Below are 16,628 nucleotides of genomic sequence, written 5' to 3'. Positions count from 1 at the left end.
ATTATAAATAATATAAACCAAGTGTTACTTAGAACATGGGGATTTTTTTTAAATTTTTGGGGAAGATGCTAGGCAAGGTTTTTCCTGCTAAAACAGTAAGCTCTCTTTTAGGAATAGGATATTTACCAAGTTGGCAGAACTATTGGTCTTCTTTTTTAATATTATTTATTGTCGATGTTATATTAATTCTTACATATGGAGGCGAATACTTACTATATAAAATGCCAGACTCAGGAATAGTCGTAGCTGCTGTTTTTACAAAATTGGCAATAGTTATGTTAGTAATGCAATTAATTGGAATATTTATTTTTCATGCTCAAGACCCTTCAGCAAACAGTGGTGAAGAAATAGTAATACAAATAGCGTCAGGGCAAGTACTGACTGTAGCACTTTCAATGCCAGCAATAATGTCAATTTATTATGCTGTAAGTAAACTCTATGGGAATATATGTAAGCAGATGTTTCAATGCCCATTTTGGTTTAATGATTTTATGCACTTTTTCTTTTTTCTTATGATACCTTACGTATTTTTTAATGTCGTAGAAGTGATAAAACCATGGCCAATAAGTTCAATACAGCTCAGCTATAATAATGCAATGTCAATTACATTTGAGGGGATTTTTCACACATTTTATGCGGTGATTTTACTGTATTTAATAGCATTTATATTCTGCGATTTAACTATGCATGATGCAATTGTCCTAAATAAAAGCATAATTCAGTATGTGAGAGAAAGTTCAGCAGTCTTAGGTGATTATTTACATGATACTGTTAAAAAAATAGGTATTGAATAGTACTTATTTATTTATATATTTAGTATAAAAAGTGTGCAATTTGTGTGAACTTACAAAGTATAATAAAAGAGTTACAAGATTTTTGGGCTAGTGAAGGATGTGTTATACTTCACTCATACACATCTGAAGTTGGTGCTGGCACATTACATCCTGCAACAATTATGTCTGCAATTGATACAAAACCGACAAAAATTGCATATCTACAACCAGTAATTAGGCCAGCAGATGGACGCTATAGTGATAATCCTAATCGTTTGTATCAACATCACCAATATCAAGTTATAATAAAGCCATCTGGTAATAATTTACAAGACGTCTATTTAGATAGCTTAAAAGTTCTTGGCATATCTACAGAAAAATATGATATTAAGTTTGTTGAAGATGATTGGGAAAATCCAAGTGTTGGTGCATCAGGACTTGGATGGGAAGTTACATGCAATGGAATGGAAGTAACACAGCTTACTTATATACAGCAAGTTGGAGGGATTGACTGCAAGATGATTCCTGGTGAGGCGGCATATGGGTTGGAACGTTTAGCAATGTGCATACAAGGTGTAGATAATGTTTACGATATAATTTGGAACGATAACGGTGTAACTTACGGAGATATTTTTAAACAAAGAGAATATGAATTTTCTTATCTAGCGTTAGACTATTATGATACTAAAGTGGTACAGCAGCAATTCGAAGATACGGAAAAATTGTGCAAGTTCCTTATTGAAAAGGAGCTACCAATGGCAGCTTATGACCAATGTATTAAAACTAGTCACCTACTTAATCTGCTTGATGCAAGAGGTGTGCTTGGTGTGAATGAACGTACAGCTTATATTGGTAGAGTTAGAGAGCTGACAAAAAAATGTTGTGAATTGTACATGAGTAAATAGCGTATGTCGTTGCAGTTGTTATTTGAGTGCCTTTCAGAAGAAATACCACCGAGAATGCAGAATTCAGCTACAGTTCAAGTTAAGAGCTGTATTGCCAATGTTTTTAACAAAAATAATGTAAAATTTACATCAATGGAGGTTTTTATAACGGCACGTCGCATTACCCTATTTGTCGACAACATAAATGCTTTGGAGCTAAAGGATTCCAATAACGAAGTTAAGGGACCAAACATTAACGCACCAAAAAGTGCTATCGAAGGTTTTTTAAGAAAATATCAGAAAAATGAAGAAGATTTGCTCGTTCGAAAAGTAAATAATGAGGATTTTTACTTCATTAAAAGAGAAAGCTGCTCATTTAACATTCAAGAGTTTCTTAAAAATCAACTAGGAGAAATATTAAAAAATTTCTCTTGGCCAAAAAGTATGAGATGGGGCAAAGGAAAAGAAAGGTGGGTTAGGCCAATTAAAAACATTTTATGCATTTTAAATGACGAAATAATACCTGTGTCTTTTGCAGGGATCACAGCATCTAACACAACATATGGCCATCGATTTCTCTCAAGTGGTACAGCGTTAACTGTTAAAGCACCTAAAGACTATTTTGAATTGCTAGAAAAAAACAGTGTAATTCTCCAAATGGACAAAAGAAAGCAATTTATACTAGATCAGATTAATAAATTCACAAAAGAGCAGAATTTACAACTTGAGAAAAATGATTATTTACTAAATGAATTGACAGGGCTTATAGAGTGGCCAATCGTACTGTTTGGTGAAGTGAATCAAGAAAAGTCATTTGGATTACCGAAGGAAGTAATACTTAGTATAGTTAATACACAACAAAAATACCTTGCTTTAAGTAATGGAAAGAGAATTTCACACTTTGTCACTGTTGTCAACGTCAACAATGGTGAAGTTGTTAAAGGACACGAAAGAATATTAGAAGCACGTCTTGCTGATGCCCAATTTTTAATATCTCAAGATAAAAAGGAAAATCTAGATTATTATGTCAAAAAATTAGGTTTGATATTATTTCATGCTTCACTTGGCAGCGTGGGGGAAAAGGTGAAGCGTATTACGGCTCTGTCAAAGTATATAGCTATATTTATTCCACATGCTTCGCTGATAAAAGTTGAACGCGCTGCATATTTGGCAAAAGCTGATTTGGCAACATCGATAGTAAGAGAGTTTCCAGAATTACAAGGAGTAATGGGTGGATATTATGCTTCTTATTTTCAAGAAGATAGAGAAATAGTGGAAGCTATAACTGAGCATTATAAGCCAATCGGGCCAGAGCAAGAGTGTCCTAAATCTCCTTCTGCAATTGCTGTGTCAATTGCAGACAAAGTGGATAGCTTAGTTGGTTTAATTGCAGCAGGTGAGAAAATCTCTGGTTCGTATGATCAGTTTGGTTTGCGGAGAATGACAATTGGTATAATTAGGACAATACTTGAAAATAATTTGCATATTCCAATTAGGCTACTGATAGACAAGTCAGTATCTTTATATTCAAGACTTCTATTTAATAAAAATACAACGTCAGCTGATAAGCCAAATAGAAAACAAATTTCAGAACTAGTATTGAGATTCTGCTTAGAAAGATTCAAGGTTATTTTAAAAAATAGAGATATAAGGCAAGATATTATAGATTCAATACTACATAAAATCGATATTAATGATCTGCTGACAGCAGAAAAGCAAACTGTTATATTGGATCGTTATCTTAGTATGCCAGAAGGTGAACAGATTCTAAGCACTTACAAAAGAGTCAGTAACATGATGAGCAAAGTAAGAAAAAGTGATGGCACTACTTATAGTGCATCTTACGGTAAGAGGTTTTTGATTGAAAGTGAAGAAATTGCGCTATCAAATTGTGCTATAACTGCTTGTAAAAACATAAAACAAGCGATAAAAAATAACCACTTTAATGTAGCACTTGATGAACTTGCTGGTTTTGCTCCGTTTATCAATCAGTTTATGGACAGTGTAAAGATTAACTGTGATTCTGATAAGCTGAGAAGAAACAGATTATCTTTGCTTGAAAATGTAGTTTCCATCTTTCATTTAGTAGCAGATTTTAACCTCATACAGGTTAAGCAATGGATAAATGCTTAGGCAACTATAAAGAACAAATCAAATCATCTCCAAAGTCCTGTGGCGTGTATAAGATGGTCGGAGATAAGAATAAAGTTTTATATGTTGGAAAAGCAAAAAACTTAAAGTCAAGGTTATCCGACTACCTTCAATTCGAAAATCTTTCTGAACGAATTAGAGTTATGCTCTCACAAGTTATTAAGGTTGAAATATTCATCACTGAGAATGAAATCGAAGCACTGCTTCTTGAAGCACAGCTAATAAAATCATTGAAACCACTTTATAATATTGTGCTTAAGGATGGAAAATCTTATCCTTATATAACAATTTCCAAGCACGATTATCCAAGAATAGCAAAATATAGAGGCAAATTTAAGAAGAATGAGTTTCATTATTATGGTCCCTTTACATCTGCCGCTGCTGTTAAGCAAACTATATTGTCATTGCAAAAAGCTTTTCTCCTAAGAGTATGTTCAGATCAATACTTTTCCTCAACAAAAAGACCATGTATTGAATATCAAATTAAGCGCTGCTCAGCACCATGCGTAGATAAAATCACAAAAGACGACTACTGCCAATCAGTAAAACAGGCACGAAATACATTGCTTGGAAGAAATAAGGAAGTGAAAGAACAGTTACTTTTCACAATGAGAAAGTGCAGCAGTGAAGAAAACTATGAGCTTGCTGCTATATATAGAGATCGGGTAAAGTTTCTTGAGCAAATTCAAATACAGCACACGGATTTTTCTTTTGAAAAAGATGCAGATTTCTTCAGTATTGTACGTGAAGAGGATCTAGCATGTATTAGTGTGTTATCGTTTAGAAATAAAGACAACTACGGCAGCACTCCTTACTTTGCCGAGAACTGTGGTGATCACTCAAATGATGAAATTTTATCCACCTTTTTGGTCAATTTTTATAATTCAGCTAACATACCTCCAATACAAATTTACGTTCCAGATTCTATTGTGGATAAGGAAATTATAGAACAAGCACTATATAAGGTTGCTCAAAAGCCAGTAAAAGTTCTGCATGCAAAGAATAAAAAAGAGCGTGATTTATTGAAATTTGTTTATGATAACTCTCAGCATAGCTTAGAGCAGAAGCTTATCGATTATAGAAATAACCTAGAAAAGCTTGAAGAGCTTAGCAAAATCTTCTTGTTACCAAACATTCCAAAGCGTATTGAGGTTTATGACAATAGCCATATATTTGGAAACCAACAAATTGGTGTAATGGTTGTTGCAGGGCAGGAGGGTTTTTTAAAAAGTGAGTACAGAAAATTTACTATAAAGGAAAAATTTTCAGGCGATGACTATAAAATGATGAGGGAAGTGCTAACCAGACGTTTCTCCGGCAATATAAAAGGCATAATACCTGATTTTTTACTGATTGATGGTGGACCAGGACATGTTTCCATAGTACAGAATGTACTGGAAGTATTGAATATAAACGTTCCTTTTGCTTGTATGGCAAAAGGTCCTGATCGTAACGCAGGAAATGAAAGATTTTATATGCTGGGCAGGGAAGAATTCAGTCTGGCAAATGACAGCAAAGTCATGCTTTACTTACAATCGCTGCGTAATGAAGCCCACCGTTTTGCGATAACTTCACATAGAAAAAAACGCGATAAACAGTTTATAGTTTCACAATTAAGCAAAATACCCGGCATCGGCAACAAAAGAAAAAAAGCGTTGATGTCTTATTTTGGTTCAGTGAAAAATATAAGCAAAGCTTCTCTGGCTGAAATTCAAAACGTACATGGAATTAGTAAAGGTTTAGCAGAAGTCATTCTTAAACACGTGAATTATAAGAGAGGAGTACTGGAATGACACAAAACCCGTTTTATTATTAGGGAATTTATATCTTAAAACCGCAAAAAAAGGTGTGCGTATTTGTGAAAAAAAATCTCCATAAAATTTGTGAAGCAATGTGGTGGGACTAGTGCGATTCGAACGCACGACCTTCGGATTAGGAGTCCAACGCTCTATCCTGCTGAGCTATAGTCCCGTGTTTCCTACCATTCATGTAAAGTTATAGCAAAAAATCCTTTCTTTTCTAGATTTCTTGCATAACCAATTTATGACGACAAAAAACATTTCTGTACTTCTTGAGTATAATGCTATTATATTTAATAACATGGTTTAAGTAAGATTAATGCTAGTTAACAATATTGGTTATTTCTATAACAATCAAAACGACTTTGCTTTAAGCAATATAAACATTAAAGTAAAGAAAGGAAATGTTGCATGTTTATTGGGGCATTCTGGCTGTGGCAAGTCAACAATTTTGAAATTAATTGCGGGGATAGAAAATCCAAAATCTGGAACTATTTTTATAAATGATAGGTTAGTTGCGAGCAATAAGGCATCAGTCGCTATAGAGCATAGAAATATCGGATTGATTTTTCAGCATTCTGCATTATTTCCTCATAAAACAGTAGTAGAAAATATAACCTTTGCTATCCGCAGCTCTTCCAAGAGAGAAAAGCACCTAATTGCATTGGAAATTTTGAAGTTACTCAATATAGAAAAATACGAAAATATGTACCCTAACGCCTTATCTGGAGGACAGCAACAATTAGTTGCAATAGCAAGAGTGATGGCACAAAACCCTGATGTTGTGTTGTTAGATGAACCATTTTCTAATTTAGATATACTGCTCAAGTGCCGAATAAGACAACATATATTGTCCCTTTTTAGAAGTAAAAATATCCCTGTGCTAATGGTAACTCATGACCCGCAAGAAGCATTGAAAGTTGCAGATTTTATCTACGTAATGAAAAATGGTAAAATTATTCAATCAGGAGTTTCTAGCGATATATACCATAAGCCTAAAGACGATACGCTAGCAAAGTTTTTTAGTGAGCTCTCTTCTACTCTACAGTTAAGCGAAAAGTTTCCACTTATTCGCTGCAAGAAAATAATCTAGTTTGGGATTGTTATAAAATAATTAAAAAACCTTGATTTATAATTAAATAAAGGTGATATAATCTATGTGTTACTTGACTTCAGTCAAGTTTTAATATTTAAAGGTCAATATTTTAAATGGAGGTGAAAATGAGTTTAGGACCATGGCAATTGTTTCTAGTCTTAATAATAATTTTAGTTCTGTTTGGTGCAGGCAGATTACCGCAAGTTATGGGTGATTTAGGAAAAGGCATCAAAAACCTTAAACAGGAGCTTAAGGACTCAGAAAAATTATCGTCTAATGAACCAGATCGTTAGCGTCCTCATACTTCGTGACATGCACCTTAGTGCATGTCATCTGTTTAAAAACTTAGTCAGGTTAAAGAATGAAAGAGATGAAGTGTTGGTATGAAATAAATAACAAATATTGAAATACAGCAACAACTATGTTAGCTTAAGAGGAATATTTTATTAAAGGATAATTGTGCAAAAAAGTGAGAAACTAGCTAAAGATAAAAAACTAGCTTCTGATATTCTAAAAGAGGTTGCAGATACCAATAACAATGATAGCAATAAAGTAACTTTGTTTGACATTAAAACAGCTTTGCATGAGCGCGGTTTTGGTATTTTAATAATCATCTTCTCCTTGCCGCTATCGGTGCCTATACCGGTTCCACCTGGTTATACAACTATTCTTTCTATACCTTTAATCTTATTCTCACTGCAGCTTCTATTTGGATTTGATTCTCCTTGGATGCCCAGTTGGCTAGAAAGAAAATCTTTTCAGCGTTCAACACTAGCTTTTGTGGTAGAGAAAACTTCTCCAGCATTAAAAAAAATAGAAAAGTTCATGAGACCAAGAATGTCTTTTATTTTCTATGGGCCCGGTGAAAAAATTTTAGCTTTTATAATGCTGCTTTGTGCGTTATCAATAGCTCTTCCACTACCTCTTACTAACTTCATTCCTGCAATTGGTACGACTCTTATTTCGCTTGGTATCATGAGTAAAGATGGGTTTCTATCCATATTGGGAGTTCTAATATCATTGTGTGGGTTATTGCTTACTCTTGTTGTAGTAGTCAAAGGGCCACAACTTATAATTGGGGCATTTTCTTTTCTCAAAAGCTTCGTATATGGTTAGGCTTTACAACACCTTAACAAAAAAAAAGGAACTTTTTACACCAATCGATCAAGATCATGTGAAAATGTATGTTTGCGGACCAACAGTATATGACACAGCACATATAGGCAATGCACGGTCTGTTGTTGTGTATGATGTGTTATTTCAGCTACTTAAGTTTTGTTATGGCGAAGTTACCTATGTGCGTAACATAACCGACATTGATGATAAGATAATTAATGCAGCAAGCGAGAAAAATAGCAACATAGAAAGTATAACCACATATTACATTAAAGCTTTTCATGATGATATGGAAAGCATAAATTGTAAAGAGCCAACACACGAGCCAAAAGCAACGGAAAACGTAGATTATATTATAAAATTAATTGAACATTTGCTGCAATCAGGCCACGCTTATGAATCTGACAAACACGTGTATTTTAATATAGAATCTTACCATGAATATGGTGCTTTATCAGGAAAAAAAACTGATGAATTGGTTCCAGGTAGCAGAGTTGAAGTTAATGAAAATAAAAAGCACCCGGGAGATTTTGTGCTGTGGAAGCCTGCAAATGATATTGACTACAAACTTTCAAGTTATTGGAATAGCCCATGGGGAGAGGGCAGACCTGGATGGCATATAGAATGCTCAGCAATGTCATATGCTTACCTTGGCAAAGATTTTGATATTCATGGTGGCGGCATAGATTTACAATTTCCTCACCATGAAAATGAAATTGCACAGAGTAAGTCCGCATTTGCTGGATCAATGTTTGCAAAATACTGGATACATAACGGCTTTCTTACAGTAAATGAAGAAAAAATGAGCAAGTCCTTATTTAATATAGTCAAAGTAAGAGATTTGCTAGATAGTGGAATAAAGGGTGAAGTAATACGCTATGCACTGCTCAAAACTCACTACAGAAAACCACTTGATTGGACAGAAAACGTTATTTCTGATGCACAGGAAACCTTAAACAAATTTTATCGGTTATTACGTGGTTTAGATATAACGAATATTGATGAAAGTAACGCAGAGATTTCTAAAGATTTTATAGACGCTTTAAAAAACGACTTAAACATCCCTGAAGCTCTAGCTATATTACATGAAATGGCTGCAAAAATTAACAAAATGAGTAATGAAAGTGAAAAGCTTAAATTAACTGAGAGTTTTGTTAAGAGTGCCAGATTTATTGGTCTTCTTGAGTCAAGTTATCAAGAGTGGTTTACTGCTGGTGTGAGTCATCAAGAAATAGAAAGATTGATAGATTTAAGAAGAGCAGCAAAACAAAATAAAGATTATAATACTGCAGACAAAATAAGGGACCAGTTGAAACAAATAGGGGTTACAATTTCTGACAATGAAGATGGTACAACAACCTGGTAAATTCATATGGAAAACTACTTCCTGTTATTCACAGATAGTCTAGTATCATCATTAGTCTTACCCATACATCAAGGTTTTGTATTCAATACCATGCTTTATTTCAGGTCGTATCACACTCCACTACTTATGTTATTTTTTGGAGTACTAGGATCAAGCCTTGGTGGAATAGTTAACTGGTACTTAGGTAGAATAACAATCTCTATACGAAAATCATACCACAAATTAGAAAACGAATATACAACGCCAAAAGTTACAAAAAATTTGCTAATTTTTGCAACTTTATTACTTTCGTGGGTGCCAGCACTTGGAAGTGTGATTCAAATTTTATCAGGTTATTTCAAGTTAAACCTTTATATCCTTGCCCCTTTAATCATTCTATCTAATTTCTTCTATTTATTATATCTAATACTTACTTTTGGAGTATAACAGCTATAGTATTACAGCTATTAAAGCCCACTTCCGTCATTCTATGCCTTGATAGAAGCGGAGCTATAAATTAAATGCAAAATTCAGTAGTCATAGGATGCACCATGAGCTAAAAGCAATTCCACAAGCTCTTGGTGATTATTATTAGCTGCATAATATAGTACTTCCCAAAGTAAATGATAAAGGTATAATAAGCTATTTGAGTTATAATGGCGTATAGTGTGGATTTAAGGGAAAGGGCAGTATCGATGATAGAAAAAGGGAAGTCAAAGGTTGAGGTGGCAGAGCTTTTGGAGATAGGAATAGCAACTCTGTACCGCTGGTTAAGAAAGAAAGCCGCTGGTGAAAGCCTAAGGCCATCGAAAAACGGCAGCTTTATTCGAAAAATAGACCCAAAAATACTCGAAGAATATGTTAAAAAGAATCCAGATCATACGCTGGCAGAGATGAAACAAAATCTTGGATTTGGAATAAATTCAATTTGGTATAGGCTGAAACAGCTAAGAATTACTTTAAAAAAAAGTTACACTATATCAAGAGCGCAATCAAGAAGATAGGCAGCGATTTACCGATAAAATCTCAAAAATAGACCATTCCAGCATCTTATATATAGATGAAGCAGGAGTTGATAATAGGTTATACCGAGAGTATGGACGTGCTCCAATAGGAAAGAAAATTTATGCAGATATTCCAGGAAGAAAACGAGAGAGAATCAGTATAATAGGCGGGTGGATTGGAAAGAGATTTATTGCACCAATGACTTTCAAAGGTGGGTGTGACAAAGAGGTATTCAATACATGGTTAGAGAAGATGTTATTACCTAAATTGCCACATGGTACTACAATAGTTATGGACAATGCCACATTCCATAAAACTCCCAAAACAAAGGAGTTAATAGATAATGCTAGATGCCGTTTGCTCTATCTACCAACATATTCACCAGATTTGAACCCTATAGAGCATTGTTGGAATACCATCAAAAGCCGCCTCAGACCTTTAATGCATAAATATACAGACTTACAACTTTTGGTTGGTAATACCATAATGGAAATTTATCATTCATTTTAGAAAATACTATACAATGCTGTTTTTCCTTCATTATTTTTAGCGTTAACATCGGCGTTGTGTTTTAGCAGTATTTTTGCCACAGCAACTTTTCCCATTACGGCAGCAAAGTGTAGTGGCGTATCGTCATCTTTGTTCTTGGTATTAACACCTTTTTCGGCAAGGTATTCTACTATTTCCAAATTTTCACGAAAAACAGCACAGTGTAATGGAGTCAAGCCATCTTTATCCATAGCATTGACATTAGCGCCTTTGTTTACAAGATGTTCTACTACATCTAAATCACTATTACTAGCAGCTAAATGCAGAGGTGTTTTATAATAAATATCCCTAGAATTAATATCAGCTCCTTTCTCTATAAACTTTTTCACTACAGCTAAGTAGCCTAGATAAGCAACCGAGTGTAGAGGAGTTGTACCGTCATTATCTTTTATGTTAATGTCTGTACCCTTTTCATCTATCAAGTATTCTACTACATTCAAGCTTCCACCCTGAGCAGCATAGTGCAACAGAGTACTGCCGTCTTTGCTCTTAGCACTAATGTCAGCACCTTTACTAACAAGGTACTTTACTACATCTAATCTTCCATTATAAACAGCAAAGTGTAATGGAGCGTGACCAGAATTATTTTCAACATTAACAGCCATTATCAATTTACCTGGGAAATGTGTTGATATATGTGTGAGTATAGCCTTAATTGCTTTAAAATCACCACTTGCAGCAAGCAAGTGCAAAGGAGTACTTTTCTTTATAAAAAATGGTTTCCTATGTATACAAGATGAGTTAAAGTAAAAATCATCAATCAACTTACCATATTTACTTGCATATTCCCAAATAGACACAATGTGACTGATTGCTATATCACCACTATTTATCAATTCCAGAGCTTTTCTAAGAACTTCTTCTTCCCGGACTGCCTTTTGTAAATTCAACTCAGTTACTTTCTGCACTAGTCTGTGAATGTTTGCCACTCCTTTTTTTAAGTCAATTATTGAATATCTATCGAGTAGCTCAACAGCCTTCCATAACTTTTCCTTATCCTCTGCTATTAACTTTGAAAAGACTTCTTCTATATGAATCTTGTCAGGAGCAAGATAAGCCATTACTTCTAGAATCTTCAATGCTTCTGGCCCACATTCTCTTTTTGCTATAGCATCAATCGTAATTTTCCAAGCTATGAATGTTGTTTTAGTATAACGGTCACTTTTATATTTAGACTCAAAGTCGAGCAGTTTCTCTGCTTCTTTTTCATACCTTTTTAGGTAGTCACTAACCCCAACTCTTTCTTCACCTCTGCGACTTAATACAATGTTGCTTTCATTTATATATGCAATTGCTTGCCCCAAAGCTAGTGGGAAATATTGTAACTCCTCTATTAGTTTTTTTATTTCTTCATCTTGTAAATTATCTTTTATATTTAAAGCCCTCTTGACAAACCTTATAGCCTCCGTTTTTTTGAATACACCTAGCTGTATTGTTTTTATTTTTTCCTCGTCTTCTGCTATTCTCCAATCTTTATTACGAGAAGTAATTAAAATGTAAGGTTTTTTATGTCTAGGGTGTAAAGATGAAGGTAAAAACCTTTTAATGTCTTCATATCCCTCAGCATTATCAAAAATGAACAGGCTTCTCCTTCCCCTTCTTGCAAAAAAAGCATATACTTCTCTAACAATGTTTTCTATCGTCTTGTCCCTTTCGTGCCTATCTTTGGTAGGAATGCCTAATCTATTATTAGCTAAATCCAGGAAAGAATTTTTCATAGTTTCAGTGCTTTCAGCATCTATCCAGATAGCATTAACATAATAATCCTTTCCATATTTGTAAGTATATTTCCTAGCCAACTCACTTTTACCTACTCCTCCAAGACCGCTAATAGAGGCAACCTGCGATATCACCGCTTGTTTTTTTGCACTTCTTTGTAGCATATTATGCAGAGCTGTTAACACTCTGCCTCTACCAGTAAAAGATGCCACTGGCTCTATTATGCCAAACCATACCGCTCCTAAAATTTCCTCTCTTATTCTTTCAAGAAGAGCTTTTGCTTTCTCATATGATAGAAACTCCTCTTCTTCTTTTTCCAGCAAAATCAGCACTTCTTCCTGGTAACGGCTGTAGAAGTGACTTGCATCAGTATTGCTGAATTCCTTGCCCAATTCACTCTTAATAATTTCACTAAGTTCAGTTCCGCTTGGCAAATTGACTGCAAATACTAATTTATTTAAAAAGTCTTCTATTTCTTTATCGCTGACTTCTCTACCTACCTCACGCTTTATAAAATTCTTATTCTCCTGCAAGTATGAGATAATGCTATCATCAAATTTATATCTTACACCATCACCTACATCCAGAAATTCATCTTGTGTGTCTATTCTTATGACTGAAATTTCCTTTCCTTTATTCTTCCCACTCGGCATCATTCTCAGCTTTCTTACTGGATGCGATGTCGAATCCGCGGAATCAAAATCATCATTTGTAATAATGACAAAATCCTCTATTTCACCCTCAAACTCTCCACTACTTTTGATCTTTAAATAAGCAATGAGATATTTTATTAAGCCAAACGCACCATTCTTTCCCGGTGTTAATAAGTCACCTATACTGATCTTTTTGTGCCTACCCTGCCTGTGCTTGACTTGTATGAATCTATGTACTATTTTCCCATCTTGTTCATACCGAAGAACAATATCATCAAAATCCTTAGCTGATTTTTTCTCTGTGAATAGGCGGAAAGAATACTCTCTATCTACTGCATGTTTAGGAAACAGCATTAGCCATCTCGCTTGATACATAATACCATGAAAGGTGCGCTTAACCGCCGAGCAGGATAATCTTACAGGCACCTCACTCTAATCTCTCACTCAAAATTGAATTCACAACATCAGGGCTGGCTTTTCCCTTGGTGAATTTCATGACTTCACCAACAAAGAAACCATATAATTTTGTTTTACCGCTTTTGTATTCTTGAACTTTATCTTGGTTGTTATTGATGATTTTGTCGATAACTTCTGCTATTTGACCTCTATCGGTTATTTGCTTTAGGTCTTGCTCTTCTATAGTTAGAGATGCAGGTTTGCCAGTTTCAAACATACTATCGAATACCTGTTTGCCAAGTTTAGCAGAGATCGTTCCATCAACAATAAAATCTAAGAGTTCGGACAAAGCATTTGCTTTGATTGGAGAGCTCGCAATATCAATACCTGCTTTATTCAAACGACCAAAAAGCTCTACGGTTAACCAGGTAACCGCGAGTTTTGAATCATGTTTTTTTATCAATTCCTCAAAATAATCAGCAATTGCCTTATCGGAAGTAATGACGTTTGCATCGTATTCATTGATACCTAATTCCTCAATGTATCGCAGCTTTTTTTGATCTGGCAACTCGGGCAAAGATGATTGAATTAAATCAATTTTCTCCTGGCTTACCTCAACAGGTAATAAATCAGGCTCAGGGAAGTATCTATAGTCGCTTGCATCTTCTTTGTTTCGCATCACTTTTGTTTTTCCCGAAGCAACGTCAAACAATAAGGTATCTTGACTTATTTCTTCCCCACCTTCTAAAATTTCAATTTGTCTTTGTATTTCATAGTCTATAGCTTGCACAATATAACGTATCGAGTTCAGATTTTTTATCTCACAACGAGTGCCAAATGTGCTACTGCCTTTTAGGCGGACAGAAACATTTGCATCACAACGAAGTGATCCCTTTTCCATATCACCATCACACGAACCAATGTAACGCAAAATCTGCCTCAATTTTTTCATGCATTCTGCAGCTTCCGCAGATGAACGGAGATCTGGTTCTGAAACAATTTCCATTAAAGCAACCCCTGCACGATTTAAATCTACATAAGTTTTGCTTTCCTCATGAACGCTCTTTCCTGCATCTTGCTCTAAATGAATTCTCGCAATTCTTATTTCTTTTTCATTGTCGTTGATAAATACTCTACCGTTTTTAACTATTGGCTCAAAAAACTGAGTTATCTGGTAACCTTGTGGTAAATCAGGATAAAAATAATTTTTCCGATCAAAGTAAGAATACTTATTAATTTCTGCAGAAAGTGCAAGACCAGTGCGTATTGCTTGCTCTATGCAGTAATAATTTAGTATTGGCAGCGTACCTGGCATTGCCGCATCAACTAGAGAAACTTGAGTGTTATGCTCAGCACCAAATTCCGTTGATGAGCTAGAAAATAGCTTCGTATTAGAAGAAACTTGAGCGTGTACCTCAAGCCCAATTACCGCTTCCCAATCCTCTTTCGTCATGTATTTTATTTAAATGATAATCTTAATATTCTGCAAAATTAGCACAAAAAGTCAAAACAAAACTCATGTTAGCTAAGTGGTATGCAGATTGTTTTACCCATAGAAACGGGTTAAATGCAAAAGATTACTTGACAAGCTTCGCCAGCCCTCTTATCATAAAATTGAAGCTATTTATTTATCTTCTCTGTACAGATTAAATGACAAAAAAACTCACGTATCTGGCGTCTCATGTTTAATTTTTTGCACTATGTGCACCTTATGTCTTTATAAAACTTCTACCTACATAAGCTGAAACGCGCTTATAAAGCGTTTAAAACATAAAAAAACGCCAACTTAAAAAATGGATAGTGAATAACTAGCTACCCTAGGGTTTCTTTTGCCTTTTTTTCTGTTTAGTAAATTTCTTAACGTTTATAATTTAGATTAGTTGCGGTTTAAAAGCAACTGAATCGCGGTTATTAAGTGTTTAGAATAAAAAAACGCCATACTTGAAAGTATAATGTAAGTAATTAGCCAACCACGGGGCTTCTTTTGCCTTTTTTTTCGTTTGGTAAATTTCTTAATGTTTGTAGCTAAACGATAACCGTCATCCCGCTACTTGTTAGCGGCCGAGATACCGCGAATGAATTGCGGTATGACGTAGGATTGCTGTCATTCCAGTGCCAAGCACTGGGATCCAGCCTTTATTATTTGGTTGAAATTAAGTCTTCTGGATCCCAGTGTCAGCTACTTGGATGACACCATTCTTTTTCCTGGATTCCAGTGTCTGGGCACTGGAATGACATCCTCCCTTGTGGAGATTGCTCTCAAATCACAATGTTCGTACAGCTATGCAAACACAAAGGTGTCATTCCAGCGCGTGACGCTGGAATCCAGTTGAGCTATTTCAACAAAAATACTGCATTTTGAGATGAACGTCTATTCTCACCAGACTTATTTACAAGTATAACAATTAAAGTCTGGATTCCAGTGTCAAGCACTGGAATGACATCATAGGGGCACTGCCCTTTTGGATGGAAACCAGTGTCAGCTACTTAGATGATACCTTTTTTCTACTTAGTTTGGGTTATGCAAGAAGTCTATTGCATTCCTGAGCAATTTGATTCATTATTCTTTTTGTAAAAAATTTTCTTAACTTTCTCTCCACTTTTTTGGTAAGGTCACTTTAAAGGAAGTCTAATAGATGCTACATAGAAATCCAGATGAGTTTCTAAAGTCTATTCCAAAAGATAAGCGCATAATGTGCCTTGACATGGGAGAAAAGCAAATAGGCATAGCATTTAGCGATAAAACACAGCTCATAGCCACAGCTCATAGCATATATCACAGAAAAAATATGAGCAAAGATTTAGGTTATCTGCATAGAATATTCAAAGAAAATGAATCTGGATCAATGGTAATAGGACTACCATTAAAAATGGACGAGCAAGAAACTAAATGGTGTAAAACTATAATCCAATTCGCAAATAAAATAATAAAAAAATATAAAGTAAATATATACTTACAAGACGAAAGCTTCTCAACATCTATCGCAACTCATACACTAAAAATTACTGGAATATCAATCACAAAATCGAAAAAAATAGATGATAAAATCTCCGCATGTATTATTTTGCAACGAACGTTAGACAAGATAAATACAATCAAATAGTTTTTCCAGATCTGGAAATCTTCAAACTGAATCCCATA

The 16,628-nt window shown here is 34.8% G+C and carries 15 protein-coding genes and 1 tRNA gene; 12 read left to right on the top strand and 4 right to left on the bottom strand.

Features of this window, described 5'->3' with window-relative positions; translation table 11 throughout:
- The first annotated feature begins 35 nt into the window (after positions 1-35).
- Genes AAGD62_RS05240 through uvrC form a run of 4 tightly spaced genes read left to right on the top strand, consistent with a single transcriptional unit; the run spans position 36 to position 5,601 of the window.
- Positions 36-794, top strand: a complete 759-nt coding sequence (locus AAGD62_RS05240) for a phosphatidylglycerophosphatase (protein ID WP_155968810.1) — start codon at positions 36-38, stop codon at positions 792-794.
- Between the two features lie 44 nt (positions 795-838).
- Positions 839-1,678 (top strand): glycine--tRNA ligase subunit alpha, encoded by an 840-nt coding sequence (locus tag AAGD62_RS05235; protein WP_155968808.1) that lies wholly within the window; start codon positions 839-841, stop codon positions 1,676-1,678.
- 3 nt (positions 1,679-1,681) lie between these two features.
- Entirely contained in the window at positions 1,682-3,790 is a 2,109-nt protein-coding gene (gene glyS / locus AAGD62_RS05230; RefSeq protein ID WP_213863469.1) for a glycine--tRNA ligase subunit beta, read from the top strand.
- Positions 3,775-5,601, top strand: a complete 1,827-nt coding sequence (gene uvrC / locus AAGD62_RS05225) for an excinuclease ABC subunit UvrC (RefSeq protein WP_341812699.1) — start codon at positions 3,775-3,777, stop codon at positions 5,599-5,601. The genes glyS and uvrC overlap by 16 nt, the downstream gene beginning before the upstream one ends.
- Before the next feature lie 101 nt (positions 5,602-5,702).
- Here uvrC and AAGD62_RS05220 read toward each other — a convergent pair.
- Positions 5,703-5,779, bottom strand: a tRNA-Arg gene (locus AAGD62_RS05220).
- Between the two features lie 147 nt (positions 5,780-5,926).
- Between AAGD62_RS05220 and AAGD62_RS05215 the strand changes: the two genes are divergently transcribed.
- The 5 genes from AAGD62_RS05215 to AAGD62_RS05195 all read left to right on the top strand — a co-directional run bounded on the left by AAGD62_RS05215 (position 5,927) and on the right by AAGD62_RS05195 (position 9,611).
- Positions 5,927-6,700 carry an ABC transporter ATP-binding protein gene (locus AAGD62_RS05215; RefSeq protein WP_006280146.1) on the top strand — a complete coding sequence of 258 codons (774 nt, stop codon included), beginning with the start codon at positions 5,927-5,929 and terminating at the stop codon, positions 6,698-6,700.
- Between the two features lie 128 nt (positions 6,701-6,828).
- Positions 6,829-6,996: a twin-arginine translocase TatA/TatE family subunit gene (locus tag AAGD62_RS05210; RefSeq protein WP_006013840.1), complete on the top strand. Its 168-nt coding sequence runs from the start codon at positions 6,829-6,831 to the stop codon at positions 6,994-6,996.
- Between the two features lie 166 nt (positions 6,997-7,162).
- On the top strand, positions 7,163-7,819 hold the full coding sequence (locus AAGD62_RS05205) for an exopolysaccharide biosynthesis protein (protein ID WP_341812698.1): 657 nt from the start codon (positions 7,163-7,165) through the stop codon (positions 7,817-7,819).
- Positions 7,812-9,185, top strand: a complete 1,374-nt coding sequence (gene cysS, locus AAGD62_RS05200; RefSeq protein ID WP_155968797.1) for a cysteine--tRNA ligase — start codon at positions 7,812-7,814, stop codon at positions 9,183-9,185. The genes AAGD62_RS05205 and cysS overlap by 8 nt, the downstream gene beginning before the upstream one ends.
- A 6-nt stretch (positions 9,186-9,191) precedes the next feature.
- Entirely contained in the window at positions 9,192-9,611 is a 420-nt protein-coding gene (locus AAGD62_RS05195) for a DedA family protein (protein WP_155968794.1), read from the top strand.
- A gap of 83 nt (positions 9,612-9,694) precedes the next feature.
- On the opposite strand, the gene AAGD62_RS06895 is transcribed toward AAGD62_RS05195, so the two are convergent.
- Positions 9,695-9,829 carry a hypothetical protein gene (locus AAGD62_RS06895; RefSeq protein ID WP_406833276.1) on the bottom strand — a complete coding sequence of 45 codons (135 nt, stop codon included), beginning with the start codon at positions 9,827-9,829 and terminating at the stop codon, positions 9,695-9,697.
- Between AAGD62_RS06895 and AAGD62_RS05190 the strand changes: the two genes are divergently transcribed.
- Both AAGD62_RS05190 and AAGD62_RS05185 read left to right on the top strand, forming a co-directional pair.
- Positions 9,821-10,168, top strand: coding sequence for an IS630 transposase-related protein (locus tag AAGD62_RS05190; RefSeq protein WP_155968342.1), 348 nt, complete (start codon positions 9,821-9,823; stop codon positions 10,166-10,168). The two genes, AAGD62_RS06895 and AAGD62_RS05190, sit on opposite strands and share 9 nt — an antisense overlap.
- Before the next feature lie 19 nt (positions 10,169-10,187).
- Positions 10,188-10,679 carry an IS630 family transposase gene (locus tag AAGD62_RS05185; RefSeq protein ID WP_155968340.1) on the top strand — a complete coding sequence of 164 codons (492 nt, stop codon included), beginning with the start codon at positions 10,188-10,190 and terminating at the stop codon, positions 10,677-10,679.
- On the opposite strand, the gene AAGD62_RS05180 is transcribed toward AAGD62_RS05185, so the two are convergent.
- Positions 10,676-13,465, bottom strand: a complete 2,790-nt coding sequence (locus tag AAGD62_RS05180; RefSeq protein ID WP_155968791.1) for an ankyrin repeat domain-containing protein — start codon at positions 13,463-13,465, stop codon at positions 10,676-10,678. The two genes, AAGD62_RS05185 and AAGD62_RS05180, sit on opposite strands and share 4 nt — an antisense overlap.
- A 52-nt stretch (positions 13,466-13,517) precedes the next feature.
- A complete protein-coding gene (gene gatB, locus AAGD62_RS05175; RefSeq protein ID WP_155968788.1) occupies positions 13,518-14,939 on the bottom strand; it encodes an Asp-tRNA(Asn)/Glu-tRNA(Gln) amidotransferase subunit GatB in 1,422 nt (473 codons plus the stop codon).
- A 1,183-nt stretch (positions 14,940-16,122) separates the two neighbouring features.
- Here gatB and ruvX point away from each other — a divergent pair.
- The gene (gene ruvX / locus AAGD62_RS05170) at positions 16,123-16,590 is read left to right on the top strand and encodes a Holliday junction resolvase RuvX (protein WP_010082183.1); all 468 of its coding nucleotides are present in this window, start codon (positions 16,123-16,125) and stop codon (positions 16,588-16,590) included.
- Positions 16,591-16,628 lie beyond the last annotated feature (38 nt).

The sequence above is a fragment of the Wolbachia endosymbiont (group A) of Eristalinus aeneus genome (assembly GCF_964026915.1).
Lineage (GTDB): Bacteria > Pseudomonadota > Alphaproteobacteria > Rickettsiales > Anaplasmataceae > Wolbachia > Wolbachia pipientis.
The sequence above is the reverse complement of the archived record's forward strand: the minus strand, read 5'-3'. Positions and strand labels throughout refer to the sequence as shown.